We start from the raw sequence: 15,397 nt of genomic DNA on the forward strand, positions 1-15,397 counted from the left end.
GCGACCTAGCGTCAGCTCATGGCCAATCACCTGTTCGTCCTGGAGCAGTACGACAGCTCCTCCGAGGCGGGCACGGCCGCACCGCAGATCACCACACCGGGCTGTCGGCTGGTCGCCGCCATCCGGTTGCCCACAGACAACGTCGTGATCGCCCTGGTCGAGGGCCCCGACGCGGAGGTGGTGGCCGCGGCCGCCGCCGACGGCGCGTGGCGGGTCGACCGGCTGATTCCGGCCCGGTGGATCCGTCCACCTCAGCTCAGCTCCACCAACCCGGACCTCCCACGACAGGTGAAGGAAGCATGACTGTGCGCCGACTGATCGCACCCCTGTGGTGCTCGCTGCTGCTGATTCCGCTCGTCGCCTGCGGCCCCGACGACACCGGCGACGCCGATCCCGCCGCCGGGGCCGGCGTCGAGGTCGACGGCGGCGCCGACCTGCCCAACGTGTCCCGGCCCGCGTGCCCGTTCAGCGCGGCCCAGGTCTCCGACCTCGTCGGACAACCGATGGAGGACCAGGGCAACTGCCTGTTCGGCGACGGCAAGGGCGTCGCCTCGCTCACCATCACCACCGCCTCGCCGCTCGCCGGTGAGAGCACCTACGACTACCAGCGCAAGAACGCCACCGAGGTCTACCGGGAGGTGAAGGACGTCAACAAGGGCCGCAAGGCGTACCTCGCCGTGAAGGACATCGAAGGTGAGGCCGTCGTGGTCAGCGACAAGGGCAGCTACACCGTGATCCTCAGCAGCTTCCAGGCGATCAGTGCCAGCCCCGGCGGGTACGAGCCGACGCTGCGCAAGGTGCTCGACGCCCTCCCGCTGTGATGCACAGCCAGGACCGGCCGACCCCGCGACAGGAAGTGGAGCCACGATGACTCACCTCGGAACCGGCACGCGGCGGCGTGTCCAACTCCTGGCCGCCGTGGCCGCCGTGTCGACGCTCACCGCGCTCGGCGGCTGCGGGATGCTCGGCGGCACTGACGACGGTGGTACCCCGGCGGCCGGCGCGGGAGAGAGCGTGGCGGCCACTCCCGAGGACGACCCGGCCGTGGCGCCGCCGGCGGAGGCGCCGCCGGCCGCGGCAAAGATCGACGCCTGCGCACTGGTCACGAAGGGGGAGGCGGAGAAGTTGGCGGGCACTGCCCTTCAGGACCCGCCGGAGAAGCCGGAGGATCGGGACACCTGCACCTACACGGGGGCGCCGAACGGCCCGACCGCGCAGGTCGAGGTGTACGTCGGTGACGGTGCGAAGAAGTTCCTCGACATCGACCGCGAACTCGGGCACAAGTTCACTGCGATCAGCGGTGCGGGCGATGAGGCGTACGCCGAGGACGGCACGGTCTTCGTCAGCAAGGGCGGGGTGTGGGCCTGCATCCGGCTGGTCCGCAGCGAGGACCCGGCGACGTACCGCACGGCTCTGGAGACCGCGGCGCGCACGGCCGTCGGCCGCCTTTGAACGGCGGAGGAGGCGACGTGGTGGCACCGGGGTCGCGGCGCCGCCGGGCGGTGGCCGTGCTGCTCACCGTGACCCTGGTGCCTCTCGCAGCCTGCCAGCGGGGTGACGCCGGCCCGAAACCACCCCGCCCGCCGGCCGGCGTCGCCGCTGAGGACCAGCGGTACGGGGCGGCGCCCGCGCCCGACCCGAAGGTGACCTACCAGCCCGACGTGGTGTTCGTGGGCGGCGGTGGCGGGTCGGTGCGCGGGCTCTCCGAGGACGCGTTGACCTGGCGCATCGACCCCGGCGCCAGTGGCGCCGACAAGCTCGCCCGGGGGAAGGTCATGTTCCTCACCGGGCGGGCGGTGGGCCGGGTGCTCGACGTGCGCCGCGACGCCGACGACCTGGCGGTGACCCTCGGGCCGGTGAACATCACCGACGTGATCCGGGACGGGACCTTCGCCAGTGACGGCCCGGTCTCCCTGGAAAAACCGGTCCGGTACGACGCTGGCACGCCCTTCTGGGCCGAGTACGACGCAGCGGATGGCGGGTCGGGTGGCGGAGCGGCTGTGCCCGCGGCGTCGACGCCGTCCTCCTCGACGTTTCGGGTGCGACCGGTCGGCAGTGGTGTCGACATGTCCCCTGCGGGCCTCTCGGGCGTTCGGCGGATCGGCGGATTCGATGTCACGTCGATCTGTTGCGTGAACGCGGTAGGCGCGCGCTTCAGCTATCACGGCGGCGGGATCCGCATCGTGGGCTTGGCGACATTGCTGATGAAGAGCCCGACGGCCCAGTTCTACCTCGAAATTCGCGGCGCCACGATCCGGAGGGCGGAGCTACGGGTCAGCGGGATGGTCGGGCTGCGGATCGAGATCAAGGGGGCAACCGACAGAGGTCAGAACATCAACAAGCGCATCCCGATCCCGCTGGATTTCAGCGTCCCGGTGGGCGAGATCCTCGGTGTGCCGTTCTCCGTCACCGCCAACCAGGTCATCGGGATACAGACGGCCTTCAGCGCCAAGGACGGCAACATCAAGGCGGCCGGCGAGTGGTCGCTGGGGGGCTCCGTCGGTTTCGGTTACGCCGACGGCGCGTTCGGCGTCACAAAGCCCTGGAACCTCACCGTCCACAACAGCATCACCGACTCGATCAGCGGACCGTCGGTCGGCGTGAACGGAATCATCATCTACTACCAGGCGGCATTCCGGGCCGGCCTCGGTATGTTCGGTCTCACGGCCGGGTTGTACGCGATCGTCACCGCCTCTGCGGGGCTGACTGTCGGTTCCGCTCTTGGAGCGCCGCTCGCGCTGTGCCGCAGCACCCAACTCGGCCTGTCCGTGGACTACGGCGTCGGTTACACAATCCCCGGCGGCCTGGCGAGGGTGATCAACAAGTTCCTGGACCTGTTCAACGCGGGGCCGATCGCGGCAAGTGCCGGCATCGGACGAGTCGACAATGTGTTCGACAAGCTTGACGTCCAGCCCGACAAGAAGATCTGCAAAGGCTGACCGGTGGCCGGTGCGGAGGACGATCCTCCGCACCGGCCGGTGTCACGTCAGCCTCACGCGCAGGTCGCGCTCAGGTTGCCGGCGGTGCCGGTGCCCTGGAAGCCGAACTCGATGGTCTGCCCAGCGCCGACCTGACTGTTGTAGTCGACGTTCGTGAAGCGGACCGTGCCGCTGTTACCACTGCGGTTGGCGCTCCAGGCGTTGGTGACCGCGGCGCCCGACGGCAACGTGATCGTCGTCGCCCAGGAGTTGAGTGCCGAGGATCCCGCAGTCACCCGGACGTTGGCCACGAAACCGCCCTGCCACTGGTTCACCGACACCGTCGCGGTGCAGGAACCGGTCGGCGGCGGGGTCGTCGGCGGCGGAGTGGTGGGCGGCGGGGTCGTGGGCGGCGGAGTGGTGGGCGGCGGGGTCGTCGGCGGCGGAGTGGTCGGCGGCGGGGTGGTGCCACCGGCGTTCAGCGCGGCGAGCACCGCGTCGTACGCCGCCTTCTTCGCACCACCGCTTGTGAACAGCAGCGGGCTCTGCTCGGAGCGCCACGAGTCACTGTCGCGGATACCCCACACCGTGATCCCGTTGCAGCGGGGCACGGCCAGGCAGTCCTCGACCACTGCCCGGTAGGTGTTCGCCGGAGCGTTCTGGATGTCCAGCTCGGTGATCTGCACGTCCACACCGAGCGCCGCGAAACTCGACAGCGTGGTGCGGTAGTTGCTCACGTAGGGCGAGTCGTTGTTGAAGTGCGACTGGAAGCCCACGCAGTCGATCGGCACACCACGGGACTTGAAGTCGCGCACCATGTTGTAGACGGCCTGGGTCTTGGCCCAGGTCCAGTTGTCGGTGTTGTAGTCGTTGTAGCAGAGCTTCGCGCCCGGGTCGGCGGCGCGGGCGGCCCGGAACGCGGCCTCGATCCAGTCGTTTCCGGTGCGCTGGAGGTTGGAGTCGCGGCGGGCACCTGAGTTGCCGTCGGCGAACGCCTCGTTCACGACGTCCCAGGCCACCACCTTGCCCCGGTAGTACGTCGCCACCTGGGTGACGTGGTTGAGCATCGCCTGCCGCAACGCGCTGCCACTCATGCTCGACATCCAGCCCGGCTGCTGCTGGTGCCAGGCCAACGTGTGCCCACGCACGCTCATGCCCTGGCTGCGGGCGTGGTTGACGATCCGGTCGGCGTTTGTGAAGTTGAACTGACCCTGCTGCGGCTCAGTCGCGTCGATCTTCATCTCGTTCTCGGGCGTCACCGAGTTGAACTCACGATTGAGGATCGTCGTGTACGCGCCGTCGGAGAGCCGGTTGGCGGCCACCGCCGTACCGAAGTACCGGCCCTTCTCGGCGGCGGAGGCACCCAACGTGGTGCCCGCGCTCGCCGTGCCGGGCAGGATCATCGCCATGCTGGCGGCGAGGGCGCCCGCGCCGGTAAGCGCGAGGGCGGCCTTCGTTGCCGCCCTCCATTTCGGTTTTCTCATCGTGCCACTCCGTTTCTGTGCTGGTGGTGTGGGAGAGGTGGGTCAGGAGACCGAACAGGTCGCCCCGTTGAGGGCGAAGGACGTGGGCTTGCCGGTGCCGCCGTTGTGGGTGGCCTGGAAGCCGATGTCGACCGAGGTGTTCGGCGCGATGGTGGCGTTGTAGGAGACGTTGCGGGCGGTCACGGCTCCGCTGGTCGGGGTGTACTGCGCGTTCCAGCCGTTGGTGATGGCTTGGCCGGCGGGCAGCGTGAAGGTCAACGCCCATCCGTTCACCGCTGCGGTCCCGGTGTTGGTGATGGTCACGCTGGCGGTGAGACCGCTGTTCCAGGCGTTTACCGTGTAGCCGACCCGACAGGAGCCTTCCGATGGCGGCGGCGTGGTCGGGGGCGGCGTGGTCGGCGGAGGCGTGGTCGGAGGCGGCGTGGTCGGGGGTGGCGTCGTCGGAGGCGGGGTGGTCGGAGGCGGGGTGGTCGGGGGCGGCGTCGTCGGAGGCGGCGTCGTGGTTCCGTCCAGGCCGAAGAAGCGGATCACCTGGGCGGCGTCGACAGGCAGGTTGTGCGAGACGCCCTGCATGCTTATCGCCTCGACCGGCGCCATCGGCCCGCTGCTGCCGTACCGGGTCCTTGTGTAACCGGACTGCGGCGAGTCGGTGTACGTCGGGGTCTGGCTCAGCCCGTGCACGTTCGTCCACTGCTTGACCTGCTCACCGAAGTTCGGGTAGCGCAGAGTCTCGTCGTTTGTGCCGTGCCAGATCTGCATCCGTGGTCGCGGCCCGGTGTAGCCGGGGTACGCCCCGCGTACCAGGTCCCCCCACTGCTGCGGAGTCCTGATGAGCTGGCCGTTGGCGCACTCGCTGTTCCACTCCGAACTGCCGCCGGTGGCGAAGCAGCCGAAGGGCACCCCGGCGAAGGACGCGCCCGCCGCGAACACGTCGGGGTAGTCGCCGAGCATGACGTTGGTCATCATCGCGCCCGACGACGTGCCGGTGACGAAGATCCGGGCCGGGTCGGCGGCGTAGCGCTGCCGCACGTAGTCGACCATCGACATCAGCCCGACCGGGTCGCTGCCGCCGCCTCGACGCAGCGCCTGCGGCGAGGCCACGTCCCAGCACTTGCTGCTGCGGGTCGCGGACGGGTAGATCACGATGAACCCGTACCTGTCGGCGAGTGACGCGTACTGGGTGCCGGAGTGGAACGCCGGGCCTGTTCCCGTGCAGTAGTGCAGGGCCAGCAGGACCGCCGGTCGGGACGCCACCCGGTCCGGGACGTACAGGTGCATCTGGAGGTTTGTGGGGTTGGTGCCGAAGCCGGTCACCTGGGTGAGCGTCGCCGCGGACGCGGGGGCGGCGAACGTCAGAGCGGCTGCGGCCAGTGTCACGACCGCCATGACGACGCCGAGCATCCTTGTCTTCAGTGTCATCGTTCGCGATTCCTCGGGAAATGACGCATGGAAGGGGGGTTAGTCGAGGACTGCCCTTCGCCCGACCATGACCGCGGCTCGCGTGACCAAGTCAGCTTCAATCGAGCGCACTCGATTGTCAAGGATTCCGGAAACCTTTCGGTGCAACGGATTGCGGGCGACCTGCGTACGAAGGCGGCGTCGCTGCATTGGCCATCGTCGACAGGCGGCGGGCTATTATCGGGAGGTTCCCGATAAGCACATCGCGCTTCTCCCCGCCCCTCGCGCCACCCCCTGCGGCGTCCACAGCCGACCCGTGGGCCCGAAGGAGATCGAGTGAAGATCGTCGACGCCCGGGTCATCGTGACCTGTCCGGGCCGAAACTTCGTCACCCTCAAGATCGTCACGGATGAGGGCGTCACCGGCGTCGGAGACGCCACCCTCAACGGCCGGGAACTGGCCGTCGCGTCGTACCTGCGCGACCACGTGGCACCGCTGCTGATCGGCCGGGACCCGGCGCGGATCGAGGACACCTGGCAGTACCTGTACCAGGGCGCGTACTGGAGGCGCGGCCCGGTCACCATGAGCGCGATCGCGGCGGTGGACACCGCCCTGTGGGACATCAAGGGCAAGGTCGCCGGCCTCCCGGTCTACCAACTGCTGGGTGGCCGGTCCCGCGAGGGCGTCACGGTGTATGGCCACGCCAACGGCGAGTCCGTCGAGGAGGTGCTGGTGGAGGTTGCCCGCTACCTCGACCTCGGCTACCGGGCGGTGCGGGTCCAGTGCGGCGTGCCGGGCCTACCCAAGACGTACGGGGTCAGCGCCGACAAGCTCTTCTACGAGCCGGCCGACGCGGCGCTGCCCAGCGAGGCGACCTGGTCCACGGCCCGCTACCTGACGCACGTGCCGACGGTGTTCGCCCGTGTCCGCGACGAGTTCGGCCCCACCCTGCGGCTGCTGCACGACGTGCACCACCGGCTCACCCCGATCGAGGCGGCCCGGCTCGGCCGCAGCCTGGAGCCGTACGCGCTGACCTGGATGGAGGACCCGGTCCCGGCCGACCTCCAGGAGGGCTTCCGGCTGATCCGGCAGCACACGACCACGCCGATCGCCGTGGGCGAGGTCTTCAACAGCATCCACGACGCCGCCCAGCTCATCCGGGAACAGCTCATCGACTACATCCGGGCCACAGTCGTGCACGCCGGCGGGATCACCCACCTGCGTCGCATCTTCGACCTGGCGGCGCTGCACCACGTACGCAGCGGCTCGCACGGCGCCACCGACCTCTCGCCGGTCTGCATGGCCGCCGCGCTCCACCTCGACATCTCGATCCCCAACTTCGGCCTCCAGGAGTACATGCGGCACACGGCCGAGACCGACGAGGTGTTCCCCCACGGCTACCACTACGCCGACGGCTACCTGCACCCCGCCGAGACCCCGGGTCTCGGGGTGGACATCGACGAGGAGGCGGCGGCCCGCTACCCGTACGCCCCGGCGTACCTGCCGGTGAACCGGCTGGAGGACGGCACCGTGCACCCCTGGTGAGCGGGCAGCGGGGTCAGTAGATGCGCCGGCCGTGCGCGTCCGGCACCCCCGACTTGCGCAGGAAGTACGTGTTGATCTGATCGCGCCACTCGATTGCCGAACGCACCTGCTCGTCGAGGCGCTCGGCCACCCGCACGTACACGGCCGGGTCGATCATCCCGTTCAGCGTCTGCCAGCGCCGCCGCATCGCCTCCACCTCCTCGACCCCCGCGAAGTGGGTGTCGTAGATGTGCTGGATGACCGTCGATCCGCTGTGCAGCACGTGGGTGTACGACACGTGGTGGAAGAACAGCAGCAGCTCGTCCGGGCAACGCTCGGGCGACTCGTACACGTCCGCCCAGTACGGCGGGTACTGGCCTGCGAAGCCGGTGCCGGACGCCCGGCTGCGGTCCACGCCGACACCGTCACGGTCGGCGAAGTGGTAGGTGCCCCACCGCGAATACTCGTACCCGTCGACGTCGGGGCCGTAGTGGTCACCCGGGTGGACCATGAAACCGACGCCCAGCGGGGCGGTGTACCGCTCGTAGGTGCGCCAGGAGTCGTCCATGATCTCGTGCAGGGTCCGCCGCACCAGCTCCGGGTCGGCGGTCGCCGACGGCGGGAAGGTAAGCGTCATCCACTCGTCGAGGACGGCCCGGGGATCGAGCCGGGGATCCCAGGCGAGCCGACCGAACGTGTACAGGTTGGCCTGTGCCAACGGATGCCCGGTCCAGAACGGGTCGTCGCCGGTGTTGGCAACGGCGACCAGGCCGCCGCCCTCCCCCTTCTCGCCGGTGGCCACGTCGGCGATCGTCCGCCCGCCGGGCCCCCACGGCGCGAACCGCAGCACCTCGCTCCACCACGGGCCGAGGTGACAGATGTGCCGCTGCTGGCCCGTGTACTCCTGGGTGACCTGGAACTCCACGGCGACCCGCGTGGCGGGCAGCGCGGCGAGCACCGGTGAGACGGGCTCGCGCACCTGGAAGTCCACCGGGCCGAACTTCACCTGGAGGACGACGTTGGTGCGGAACCGCCCGTCGAGCGGCGTGAAGTGGTCGTAGGCGGCGCGCGCCCGGTCGGTGGACCGGTCCCGCCAGTCCTGGTGGTGGTCGTAGACGAACGCCCGCCAGTGCACCACTCCCCCGTGCGGGGCGAGAGCCTCGGCGAGCAGGTTCGCCCCGTCGGCGTGGTCACGGCCGTAGGTGAACGGGCCGGGTTGCCCCTCGGAGTCCGCCTTCACCACGTAGCCGCCGAAATCGGGGATGCGCTCGTACACCGCCCGGGTCGTGGCGGCCCACCACGCCCGCACCGCCTCGTCGGCCGGGTCCGCGGTGCTCAGGCCGCCGAGGGCCACCGGCGCGGCGAAGGTGACCGACAGGTGCACCCGGATGCCGTACAGGCGCAGGACGTCAGCGATCTCGGCGACGTCGCCGAGCCGGTCGGTGAGCAGCCGCGCCTCGGCCCGTGCCACGTTGACGTTGTTCACCGATATCGCGTTGATCCCGCTGGCCGCCAGCAGCCGCCCGTACGCCCGCAGTCGGGCCAGGTCGCCGCGCGGACGGCCGTCGCGCCAGAAGATCGAGCCGCCCGCGTATCCCCGCTCGACCTGGCCCATCACCGGGTGCACCGCCACGTTGTCCCAGTGGTTCAGCATCCGGCGGCGCAGTGCGGGCCGGTGCAGCTCCGGTGGGCGGGCCGGATCGAACGCCGCCGCGCAGAGCCGGACCACGTGGAACAGCCCGTACAGCAGGCCGGCGGGAGCGTCGGCCAGCACGACAGTCACGTCGCCGGCCCGCGCCAGCAGGAATCCTTCGTCGCCGAGCGTCCGGCCGTCGTCGATCAGCGCCGCCTCGCCCGCCGCCCGCGCCGCCCGTGCCGTCGAACTCTGCAGCGCGTCCGCCCGGCGCAACGTCAGCACCAGGTCGACGTCGACGTCCCAGGACGGTGAGTGCCACATCCGCCCGCCGTAGCGTGCGCAGGCGCGGGCCACCTCGTCGAGGACGGTGTCGACGAGCGGCCCGTCGCCGTGCACGAGAACGCGGCGCGCGCCCAGCGACCGGAACGCCTCCGGCGGCAGCCAGGCGGCGTGCACCTGTGGTTCCTCGACGTCAAACGGATCCGCCACGAACATCGGCCCCTCCACGTCCACGAACTCCGGCGTGCTCACGGTGTGAACTCCTCACGGATCATCCGGACCATCGGGTCGCCGACGCGCAGCAGCGCCAGGGCCGCGATCGACCCCAGCATCGCGAGGACCACCTCGGAGAAGACCGCTGTGATCCCGGCCGCCGCGGCCACCAGCAGGGCGTTGCCGACGGCAACCCCGGGGGTACGCACGAGGAAGTGCACTGCCAACCGGAGCACGTCGCGGGTGCGGAAGTCGAACAGCGAGGTGATCACCAGGGCGTTCGCCGCGCAGAGCGTCACCGCCGCACCGATCAGGAGCAGCGGCACCGTCCACCAGGTGGCCAGGCCTACCGCGTCCCGGTAGGAGAGGTTCACGGCGAGCACTGTCAGCCACAGCAGCGTCGGCACCCAGACGCGCAGCACGGCACGCAGGTTGGCCCGGTAGCCGCGCCAGAACAGCGCTGCGGGTCGCAGGTCGGTCAGGTCGCAGCGCTGGTGGCGCAGGGCGTACAGGGCTGCCGAGAGGGCGGGACCGACAGGCACCAGGAGGGCCGCCACCAGCGGCAGGTTGCTGGGGTCGCGGCCCAGCAGCACCAACGGCAGCAGGCCGGGCAGTGTGGTGAGCAGGAACAGCAACTCGACGACGAGCAGGATGTAGACGCGGGAGGTGATCCGCGACAGTGGCCCGTCGCCGAACTGTCGCAGGGCTTGTGTGCTGCTCACTGCTGCTCCTTCCGGTCGGCCGCGACCGGGTGCCCGAGCAGACGGTCGGCGTTCCACCACTGTGGGGTCTCGTCCTCGACCGCGCTGAGTTCGAGGAGGGTGACCTCGTGCCGGCCGAGGGTGAGGTCCACCTCGACCCGGCCGGCGGCGACCGGCAGCGCGCGGTGCGTACGCGCCGGCTCGGCCGCCTCCCGCAGGGCGTGGAGCTGCCGTAGGGACGGCGAGCGGGGACAACCCATCTCGGTCCACGCCGCCCATGCGTTGCCAGCCTCCTCGCCTACCGACGAGCGCAGCAGGAACGCCGACGTCGTTCCGGGCGGGCCGAGTGGGATGGACAGCGCCAGCGGGTGCCGGTCGGGTGCCGGTGACCGGCCTGTGACGTCCACGGGCGCCCACGCCAGCACGGCGATCCGCCCGTCGCGGTGCCGGGTGACCAGGTGGTCGTCGCCGCGGGCGAGCACGTCGCCGCCGAGGCGGGCCATGAACGCGTACAGGTGGTAGGTGGGTTTCTTGATCTGGCGGTGGGTGAGCAGGCCGAACCCGCCGTGGAACAGCGCGGTCGGCACCCCCACCTCCTCGAACACGTCGCTGAACGTCCAGTACGAGAACGAGTCGACAAGGTCGCCGCCGGTGGCGAGCACGGGTGCCAGGTACGCGGCGTGGAAAGCGGTGTCGTGGATCGGGTTGTCCGGTCGGTAGGACGAGTTGAACTCGGTGATGTGCACCGGCAGGTCCGCCAACGGGGTGCCGGCAAGGTGCTGGCGCGGAGCGGCGAACTGGGTCAGCAGGTCCGCCGCCGGGGCGAGGGTCTGGTGAGTGCCGAACGGCACGTGCTGGGCCGGCCCGGAGGTGTACGCGTGCCTGCTGACGAAGTCGACGGGCACCTGCCTGTCGGTGACGAACTCGGCGAACGACGCCAGCCAGTCGTCAGCGCCCGGGGAGATCGCCGGCCCGCCGACCTGCAACGACGCGTCGACGTCCTTGACGGCGTGCGCGCTGGCCTCGTACAGGCGGTGGTAGGCGTCGCGGTCCGCGCCCTGCCAGAACGGCTCCAGGTTCGGCTCGTTCCACACCTCGATGGGCCAGCCGCGCACCTCGTTGAGGCCGTACCTGTCGACCAGGTGTGCCACTGTGGCGCGGACCAGGTCGGCCCACTCGGACAGGGACGCGGGTGGCGTGACGTTGCCCTTCCACCAGAACACTGTCTGGTCGCCGGAGGCGAGGCCCGACGGCATGAACCCGAGCTCCACGAACGGCCGGATGCCCAGGTCGAGGTACGCGTCGACGACCTGGTCGACGTACGTGAAGGAGTGGTGCACGCGACGCTTGCCGTCGTGCTCGTACGGGCGGTGCACGCCGACGCCGTCGCTGAGCAGACCGTGCCCACGGATGTGCCGGAACCCGATGTCGGCCTGGACGAGGGCCAGCGAGTCCTGGTAGTCGCGACGCAGGGCCAGCTCGAAACGGCCGGTGCCGACGCAGCGTCGCCAGGCGTCCGTGAGCCGGCCGGCGGGCTGGTCGGGAACGGTGATGCGCATCGCTGTCCTCTGGTCGTCCTGCCGGGCGGGTGACGCGCACCGCGCCGGCCGTGGTCGCCGGGATGCCCGGTCGGGCCGCGATCAGCCGCCCGACCGGACTCCCCGCTGGTCAGCCGTTTTTCTTCTGGAACCGCTCGTACGCCTTGTTGACCGTGTCGATGTACTGGTCGGCGTTCTTGGCCTTCAGCTCGGCCACGTACGCGTCCCACTCGCTCAGCGGCCGCTGACCCAGGGCGAACTTCAGCGTGTTCTGCGAGACGAAGTCCTTCAGCGGCGTCTCCCAGAGCGACACCTGCTCGCGCTCCTCATCGGTCAGCGGAGCGGGCGGGGCCACCTCCCTGGGGGTGCGCGCGTCCATCACCTTCTGGAACTCCAACTCCTCCGGGGAGAAGAACCCGCGGACCAGGTCGGGGCTGCCGCCGTAGGCGAAGACGCCGTTCTGGAAGCCGAAGTCCTTCTGCAGGTGCTTGGGCGCCTTCGGGTTGAGGCCGAGGAAGTCGACGCCGGGGTTGAGCGTGCGCTTCCCGGACGCGTCCTTGGTGAACGTGGTGCCCTCGACGCCCCAGCGGGCGAACTCCAGGCCGGCGTCCGAATACCACAGCCAGTCGATGAACTGCATCATTGCCACGAAGTTCTTGCTCTCCCGGGCCTTCGTGGAGATCATGATGCCGTTCTCCAGGCGGGAGAAGGGGTTGATCTCGCCGGCTGGCCCGACCGGCAGTGGAATCTTGGCCATCTTCGCGTTCGGCAGGGTCTTGGCCAGGTCGGGCCGGTGGTTGTTGACAAGCGTCTGTGCGTTGCCGGTGACCACGAAGGACTTGCCGTTGGCGAGCTTCTGGCGGGCCTGGTCGTCGGTCTGGGTGAAGCTCTCCGGGTCGAGCAGGCCCTCGGCGACGAGCTTGTGCAGGTACGTGAGCATCTGCTTGTACTGCTCGGACCCGCCGGTGTAGGTGAACTTCTTCGCCGCCGGGTCCCAGGTGGCGTGCTGGTAGTCCCAACCGGCCCGCGTGCCGAAGGACGCGCTGAGGATGTTCAGCAGGGCGCCGGTCGGTGTGGGCTTACTGAACAGGTCGGAGTACGGGTAGACGTTCGGGTACTTCGCCTTCATCGCCTTGAGCACCGTGTACAGGTCGTCCCAGGTCTTCGGGACCGGGAGGTTCAGCTCCTCCATGATGTCGGTGCGCACCAGCACCGTGTAGTCCTGCGTGGGCTTCTCGTGGAGGCCCGGCAGCAGGTAGAACTTGCCGTCGGACTGCCGCAGGTTGTCGATCTCCGGCTTCAGGTTCCACTTGGCGATCTTGTCCTTGAGGTTGGGCATCAGATCCAGGTAGTCGCTCACCGGAAGGATCGCCCCGGAGGACACGAACGGGTCCTCCTGCGGGTGGTACGTCTTGGGAATGATCAGTGGCGCGTCCCCAGCGCCGATGAGCAGGCTGCGCTTCTGCTCGTAGTCGCTCAGCGGTACGGCGACCGGATCGATCTTGACGTTGGTCCGCTTGGTCAACTCCGACCAGAACAGCCAGTCTTCCTTGAGCGGATAGAACGTGTGGTTGTTGTAGAGGGTCGAGAAGGAGAGCGCCTCGGTGGCCTTGAACTGGTCGCCGACACCGTAGTTCGCCATCGCACCGGCACGGTTCTCCGAGAGGTCCGTCGACTCGCCGGGGTCCTCGGAGCATGCGGTGGTCAGGCTGAGCGCGAGCAGACCCGCGGTGGCTAACGCCACGCGGCGCCACGTCTGGTGGAGCATGGCTGGTCCTTTCGGTGGTGGGGTGGGGGGTTCGGCGGCTCAGCCCTTGACCGCGCCGAGCATCACGCCGCGGACGAAGTACCGCTGGACGAAGGGGTAGACCGCCAGGATGGGCAGGGTGGTGAGCACGATCGTCACGGCTTGGAAGGTCGCCGCCGCCTGGACCTTGTCGGCGTCGGCGGCCGCCGACTCGGCGCTCGTGGCGCCCGCGATGAGGTTGCGCAGGTAGACGGTGACCGGGAGCAGGTCCTGCCGGTCGAAGTAGAGGAACGCGCTGAACCACGAGTTCCAGAAGGAGACCGCGTAGAAGAGCACCATCGTCGCGATGATCGCCTTCGACAGCGGCAGCACGATGCGCAGCAGGATGCCGTACGTGTTGAGCCCGTCGACCGCCGCCGCTTCTTCCAACTCGGTCGGCAGGCTCTCGAAGAACGCCTTCATGACCAGCAGGTTGAACACGCTGATGGCGTTGGGGATCACCACGGCCCAAATGGTGTTCTTCATCCCCAGGCTCGTGACCAGCACGTAGTTGGGGATCAGGCCACCGGAGAAGAACATTGTGAACAGCGCGATGCCGACGAGGAGGCCACGCCCCTTGAGCTGCGGCTTCGACAACACGTACGCGTAGCAGGTGGTCAGGACTATCGAGATGATCGTGGCGACCACCGTGTACACGACGGTGTTGCGGTAGTTCGTCCAGAACATCGCATCCGACATGACCAGCTTGTACGCGGTCACGTCGAACCCGCGCGGGACCAGGGTCACCTTCCCCGCGATGATGTACGCCTCGTCGCTGAGCGAACGGGCCACGATGGTGAGGAACGGATACAGCGTCACGATCACCACGCCGGTCAGGACCACCGCGTTGACGACCCGGAAGACCCGGTAGCCACGGCTGTCCACCGGCCCGCGCGTGGTCGGGGCGTCCGCCTTCCGGCCGAGGATCACCACAGGCTCGTCCCCACCGTGCGACGGGAGATGAGGTTCGCCGACAGGACCAGAATCAGCCCGATCACCGCCTCGAAGAGGCCGATCGCTGCCGCGTAGCTGAAGTTGCTGGACTGGAAACCCATCCGGAACAGGTACGTGGAGATCACGTCCGCCGTCGGGTACGTCAACGGGTTGTACAGCAGCAGGATCTTCTCGAACCCGACGGCCATGAAGCTGCCGATGTTGAGGATCAGCAGCGTCACCATCGTCGGCCGGATCCCGGGCAGCGTCACATGCCAGGTCTGCCGCAGCCGGTTGGCGCCGTCGATCCGGGCCGCCTCGTAGAGGTCCTCGTCGATCGTGGTGAGCGCCGCGAGGTAGAGGATGGTGCCCCAGCCGACGGTCTGCCAGACCTCGGAGGAGACGTAGATGGTGCGGAACCACTCGGGCTGTTGCAGGAACGCCACCGGGTCGCCGCCGACCAGCCGGACGAGCTGGTTGGCGGTGCCGTCGACCGAGGTCAACTGCATGACCATCGCCGCCACGATCACGATCGACAGGAAGTGCGGCAGGTAGGACACCGACTGGACGAACCGCTTGAACCGGCGGGCACGCACCTCGTTGAGCAGCAGCGCCAGCACGATGGGCAGCGGGAAGCAGAACAGCAGGGTCAACGCCCCGAGCACGAGCGTGTTGGTGAACACCTCCCAGAACGTGGGGTCGGTGAAGAACATCCGGAAGTACCGCAGCCCGACCCAGTACTCGCCGAAGATGCTGCCGCCCGGCTTGAACCGGCGGAACGCGATGACGTTCCCGATCATCGGCAGATAGCGGAAGATCAGGAAGAACAGCAGCGGCAGGACGGCGAGTGAGTAGAGCTGCCAGTCCCGGCGCAGCGCCTGCCGCCAGGTCCGACGGTGTCGCCGCGAGCGCGGGGCGGGTGCGACAGTGGCCGCCGGAGCGGGAGGCGGTGCCGGCGGCGGCCGCAGCGTCTCGGATGTCATGAGC

At 69.2% G+C, this 15,397-nt stretch carries 13 protein-coding genes; 5 read left to right on the forward strand and 8 right to left on the reverse strand.

Going from position 1 to position 15,397, the window contains the following annotated elements; genetic code table 11:
- Positions 1-18: 18 nt before the first annotated feature.
- The 4 genes from F4558_RS11945 to F4558_RS11960 are packed head-to-tail and all read left to right on the forward strand — an operon-like array spanning position 19 to position 2,939.
- Entirely contained in the window at positions 19-303 is a 285-nt protein-coding gene (locus tag F4558_RS11945; RefSeq protein ID WP_053653796.1) for a hypothetical protein, read from the forward strand.
- Positions 300-821 carry a hypothetical protein gene (locus F4558_RS11950; protein WP_053653794.1) on the forward strand — a complete coding sequence of 174 codons (522 nt, stop codon included), beginning with the start codon at positions 300-302 and terminating at the stop codon, positions 819-821. The genes F4558_RS11945 and F4558_RS11950 overlap by 4 nt, the downstream gene beginning before the upstream one ends.
- A 46-nt stretch (positions 822-867) precedes the next feature.
- Positions 868-1,452 (forward strand): hypothetical protein, encoded by a 585-nt coding sequence (locus F4558_RS11955; RefSeq protein ID WP_167944043.1) that lies wholly within the window; start codon positions 868-870, stop codon positions 1,450-1,452.
- Between the two features lie 17 nt (positions 1,453-1,469).
- The gene (locus F4558_RS11960) at positions 1,470-2,939 is read left to right on the forward strand and encodes a hypothetical protein (RefSeq protein WP_167944044.1); all 1,470 of its coding nucleotides are present in this window, start codon (positions 1,470-1,472) and stop codon (positions 2,937-2,939) included.
- Positions 2,940-2,992: 53 nt separating this feature from the next.
- Here F4558_RS11960 and F4558_RS11965 read toward each other — a convergent pair whose 3' ends face one another.
- Positions 2,993-4,402 (reverse strand): glycoside hydrolase family 10 protein, encoded by a 1,410-nt coding sequence (locus F4558_RS11965; RefSeq protein ID WP_053653789.1) that lies wholly within the window; start codon positions 4,400-4,402, stop codon positions 2,993-2,995.
- 42 nt (positions 4,403-4,444) lie between these two features.
- Positions 4,445-5,821 (reverse strand): extracellular catalytic domain type 1 short-chain-length polyhydroxyalkanoate depolymerase, encoded by a 1,377-nt coding sequence (locus F4558_RS11970; protein ID WP_167944045.1) that lies wholly within the window; start codon positions 5,819-5,821, stop codon positions 4,445-4,447.
- A 315-nt stretch (positions 5,822-6,136) separates the two neighbouring features.
- Here F4558_RS11970 and manD point away from each other — a divergent pair, with 315 nt between their 5' ends.
- Positions 6,137-7,345 (forward strand): D-mannonate dehydratase ManD, encoded by a 1,209-nt coding sequence (manD, locus tag F4558_RS11975; RefSeq protein WP_167944046.1) that lies wholly within the window; start codon positions 6,137-6,139, stop codon positions 7,343-7,345.
- Between the two features lie 13 nt (positions 7,346-7,358).
- Here the strand turns inward: manD and F4558_RS11980 are convergent, their stop codons facing one another.
- The 6 genes from F4558_RS11980 to F4558_RS12005 all read right to left on the reverse strand — a co-directional run bounded on the left by F4558_RS11980 (position 7,359) and on the right by F4558_RS12005 (position 15,393).
- Positions 7,359-9,455, reverse strand: a complete 2,097-nt coding sequence (locus F4558_RS11980; protein ID WP_167947396.1) for an alpha-glucuronidase — start codon at positions 9,453-9,455, stop codon at positions 7,359-7,361.
- Between the two features lie 32 nt (positions 9,456-9,487).
- A complete protein-coding gene (locus F4558_RS11985; RefSeq protein ID WP_167944047.1) occupies positions 9,488-10,174 on the reverse strand; it encodes a DUF624 domain-containing protein in 687 nt (228 codons plus the stop codon).
- The gene (locus F4558_RS11990; protein ID WP_167944048.1) at positions 10,171-11,712 is read right to left on the reverse strand and encodes a GH39 family glycosyl hydrolase; all 1,542 of its coding nucleotides are present in this window, start codon (positions 11,710-11,712) and stop codon (positions 10,171-10,173) included. The genes F4558_RS11985 and F4558_RS11990 overlap by 4 nt, the downstream gene beginning before the upstream one ends.
- A gap of 109 nt (positions 11,713-11,821) precedes the next feature.
- Positions 11,822-13,459 (reverse strand): ABC transporter substrate-binding protein, encoded by a 1,638-nt coding sequence (locus tag F4558_RS11995; protein WP_053653779.1) that lies wholly within the window; start codon positions 13,457-13,459, stop codon positions 11,822-11,824.
- Between the two features lie 39 nt (positions 13,460-13,498).
- Positions 13,499-14,407, reverse strand: coding sequence for a carbohydrate ABC transporter permease (locus F4558_RS12000; RefSeq protein WP_231639991.1), 909 nt, complete (start codon positions 14,405-14,407; stop codon positions 13,499-13,501).
- Positions 14,404-15,393 carry an ABC transporter permease gene (locus F4558_RS12005; protein ID WP_053653777.1) on the reverse strand — a complete coding sequence of 330 codons (990 nt, stop codon included), beginning with the start codon at positions 15,391-15,393 and terminating at the stop codon, positions 14,404-14,406. Before F4558_RS12005 ends, F4558_RS12000 begins: the two co-directional genes overlap by 4 nt.
- Between the last annotated feature and the right edge of the window lie 4 nt (positions 15,394-15,397).

The sequence above is a fragment of the Micromonospora profundi genome, assembly GCF_011927785.1.
In the GTDB taxonomy this organism is placed as follows: Bacteria; Actinomycetota; Actinomycetes; order Mycobacteriales; family Micromonosporaceae; genus Micromonospora; species Micromonospora profundi.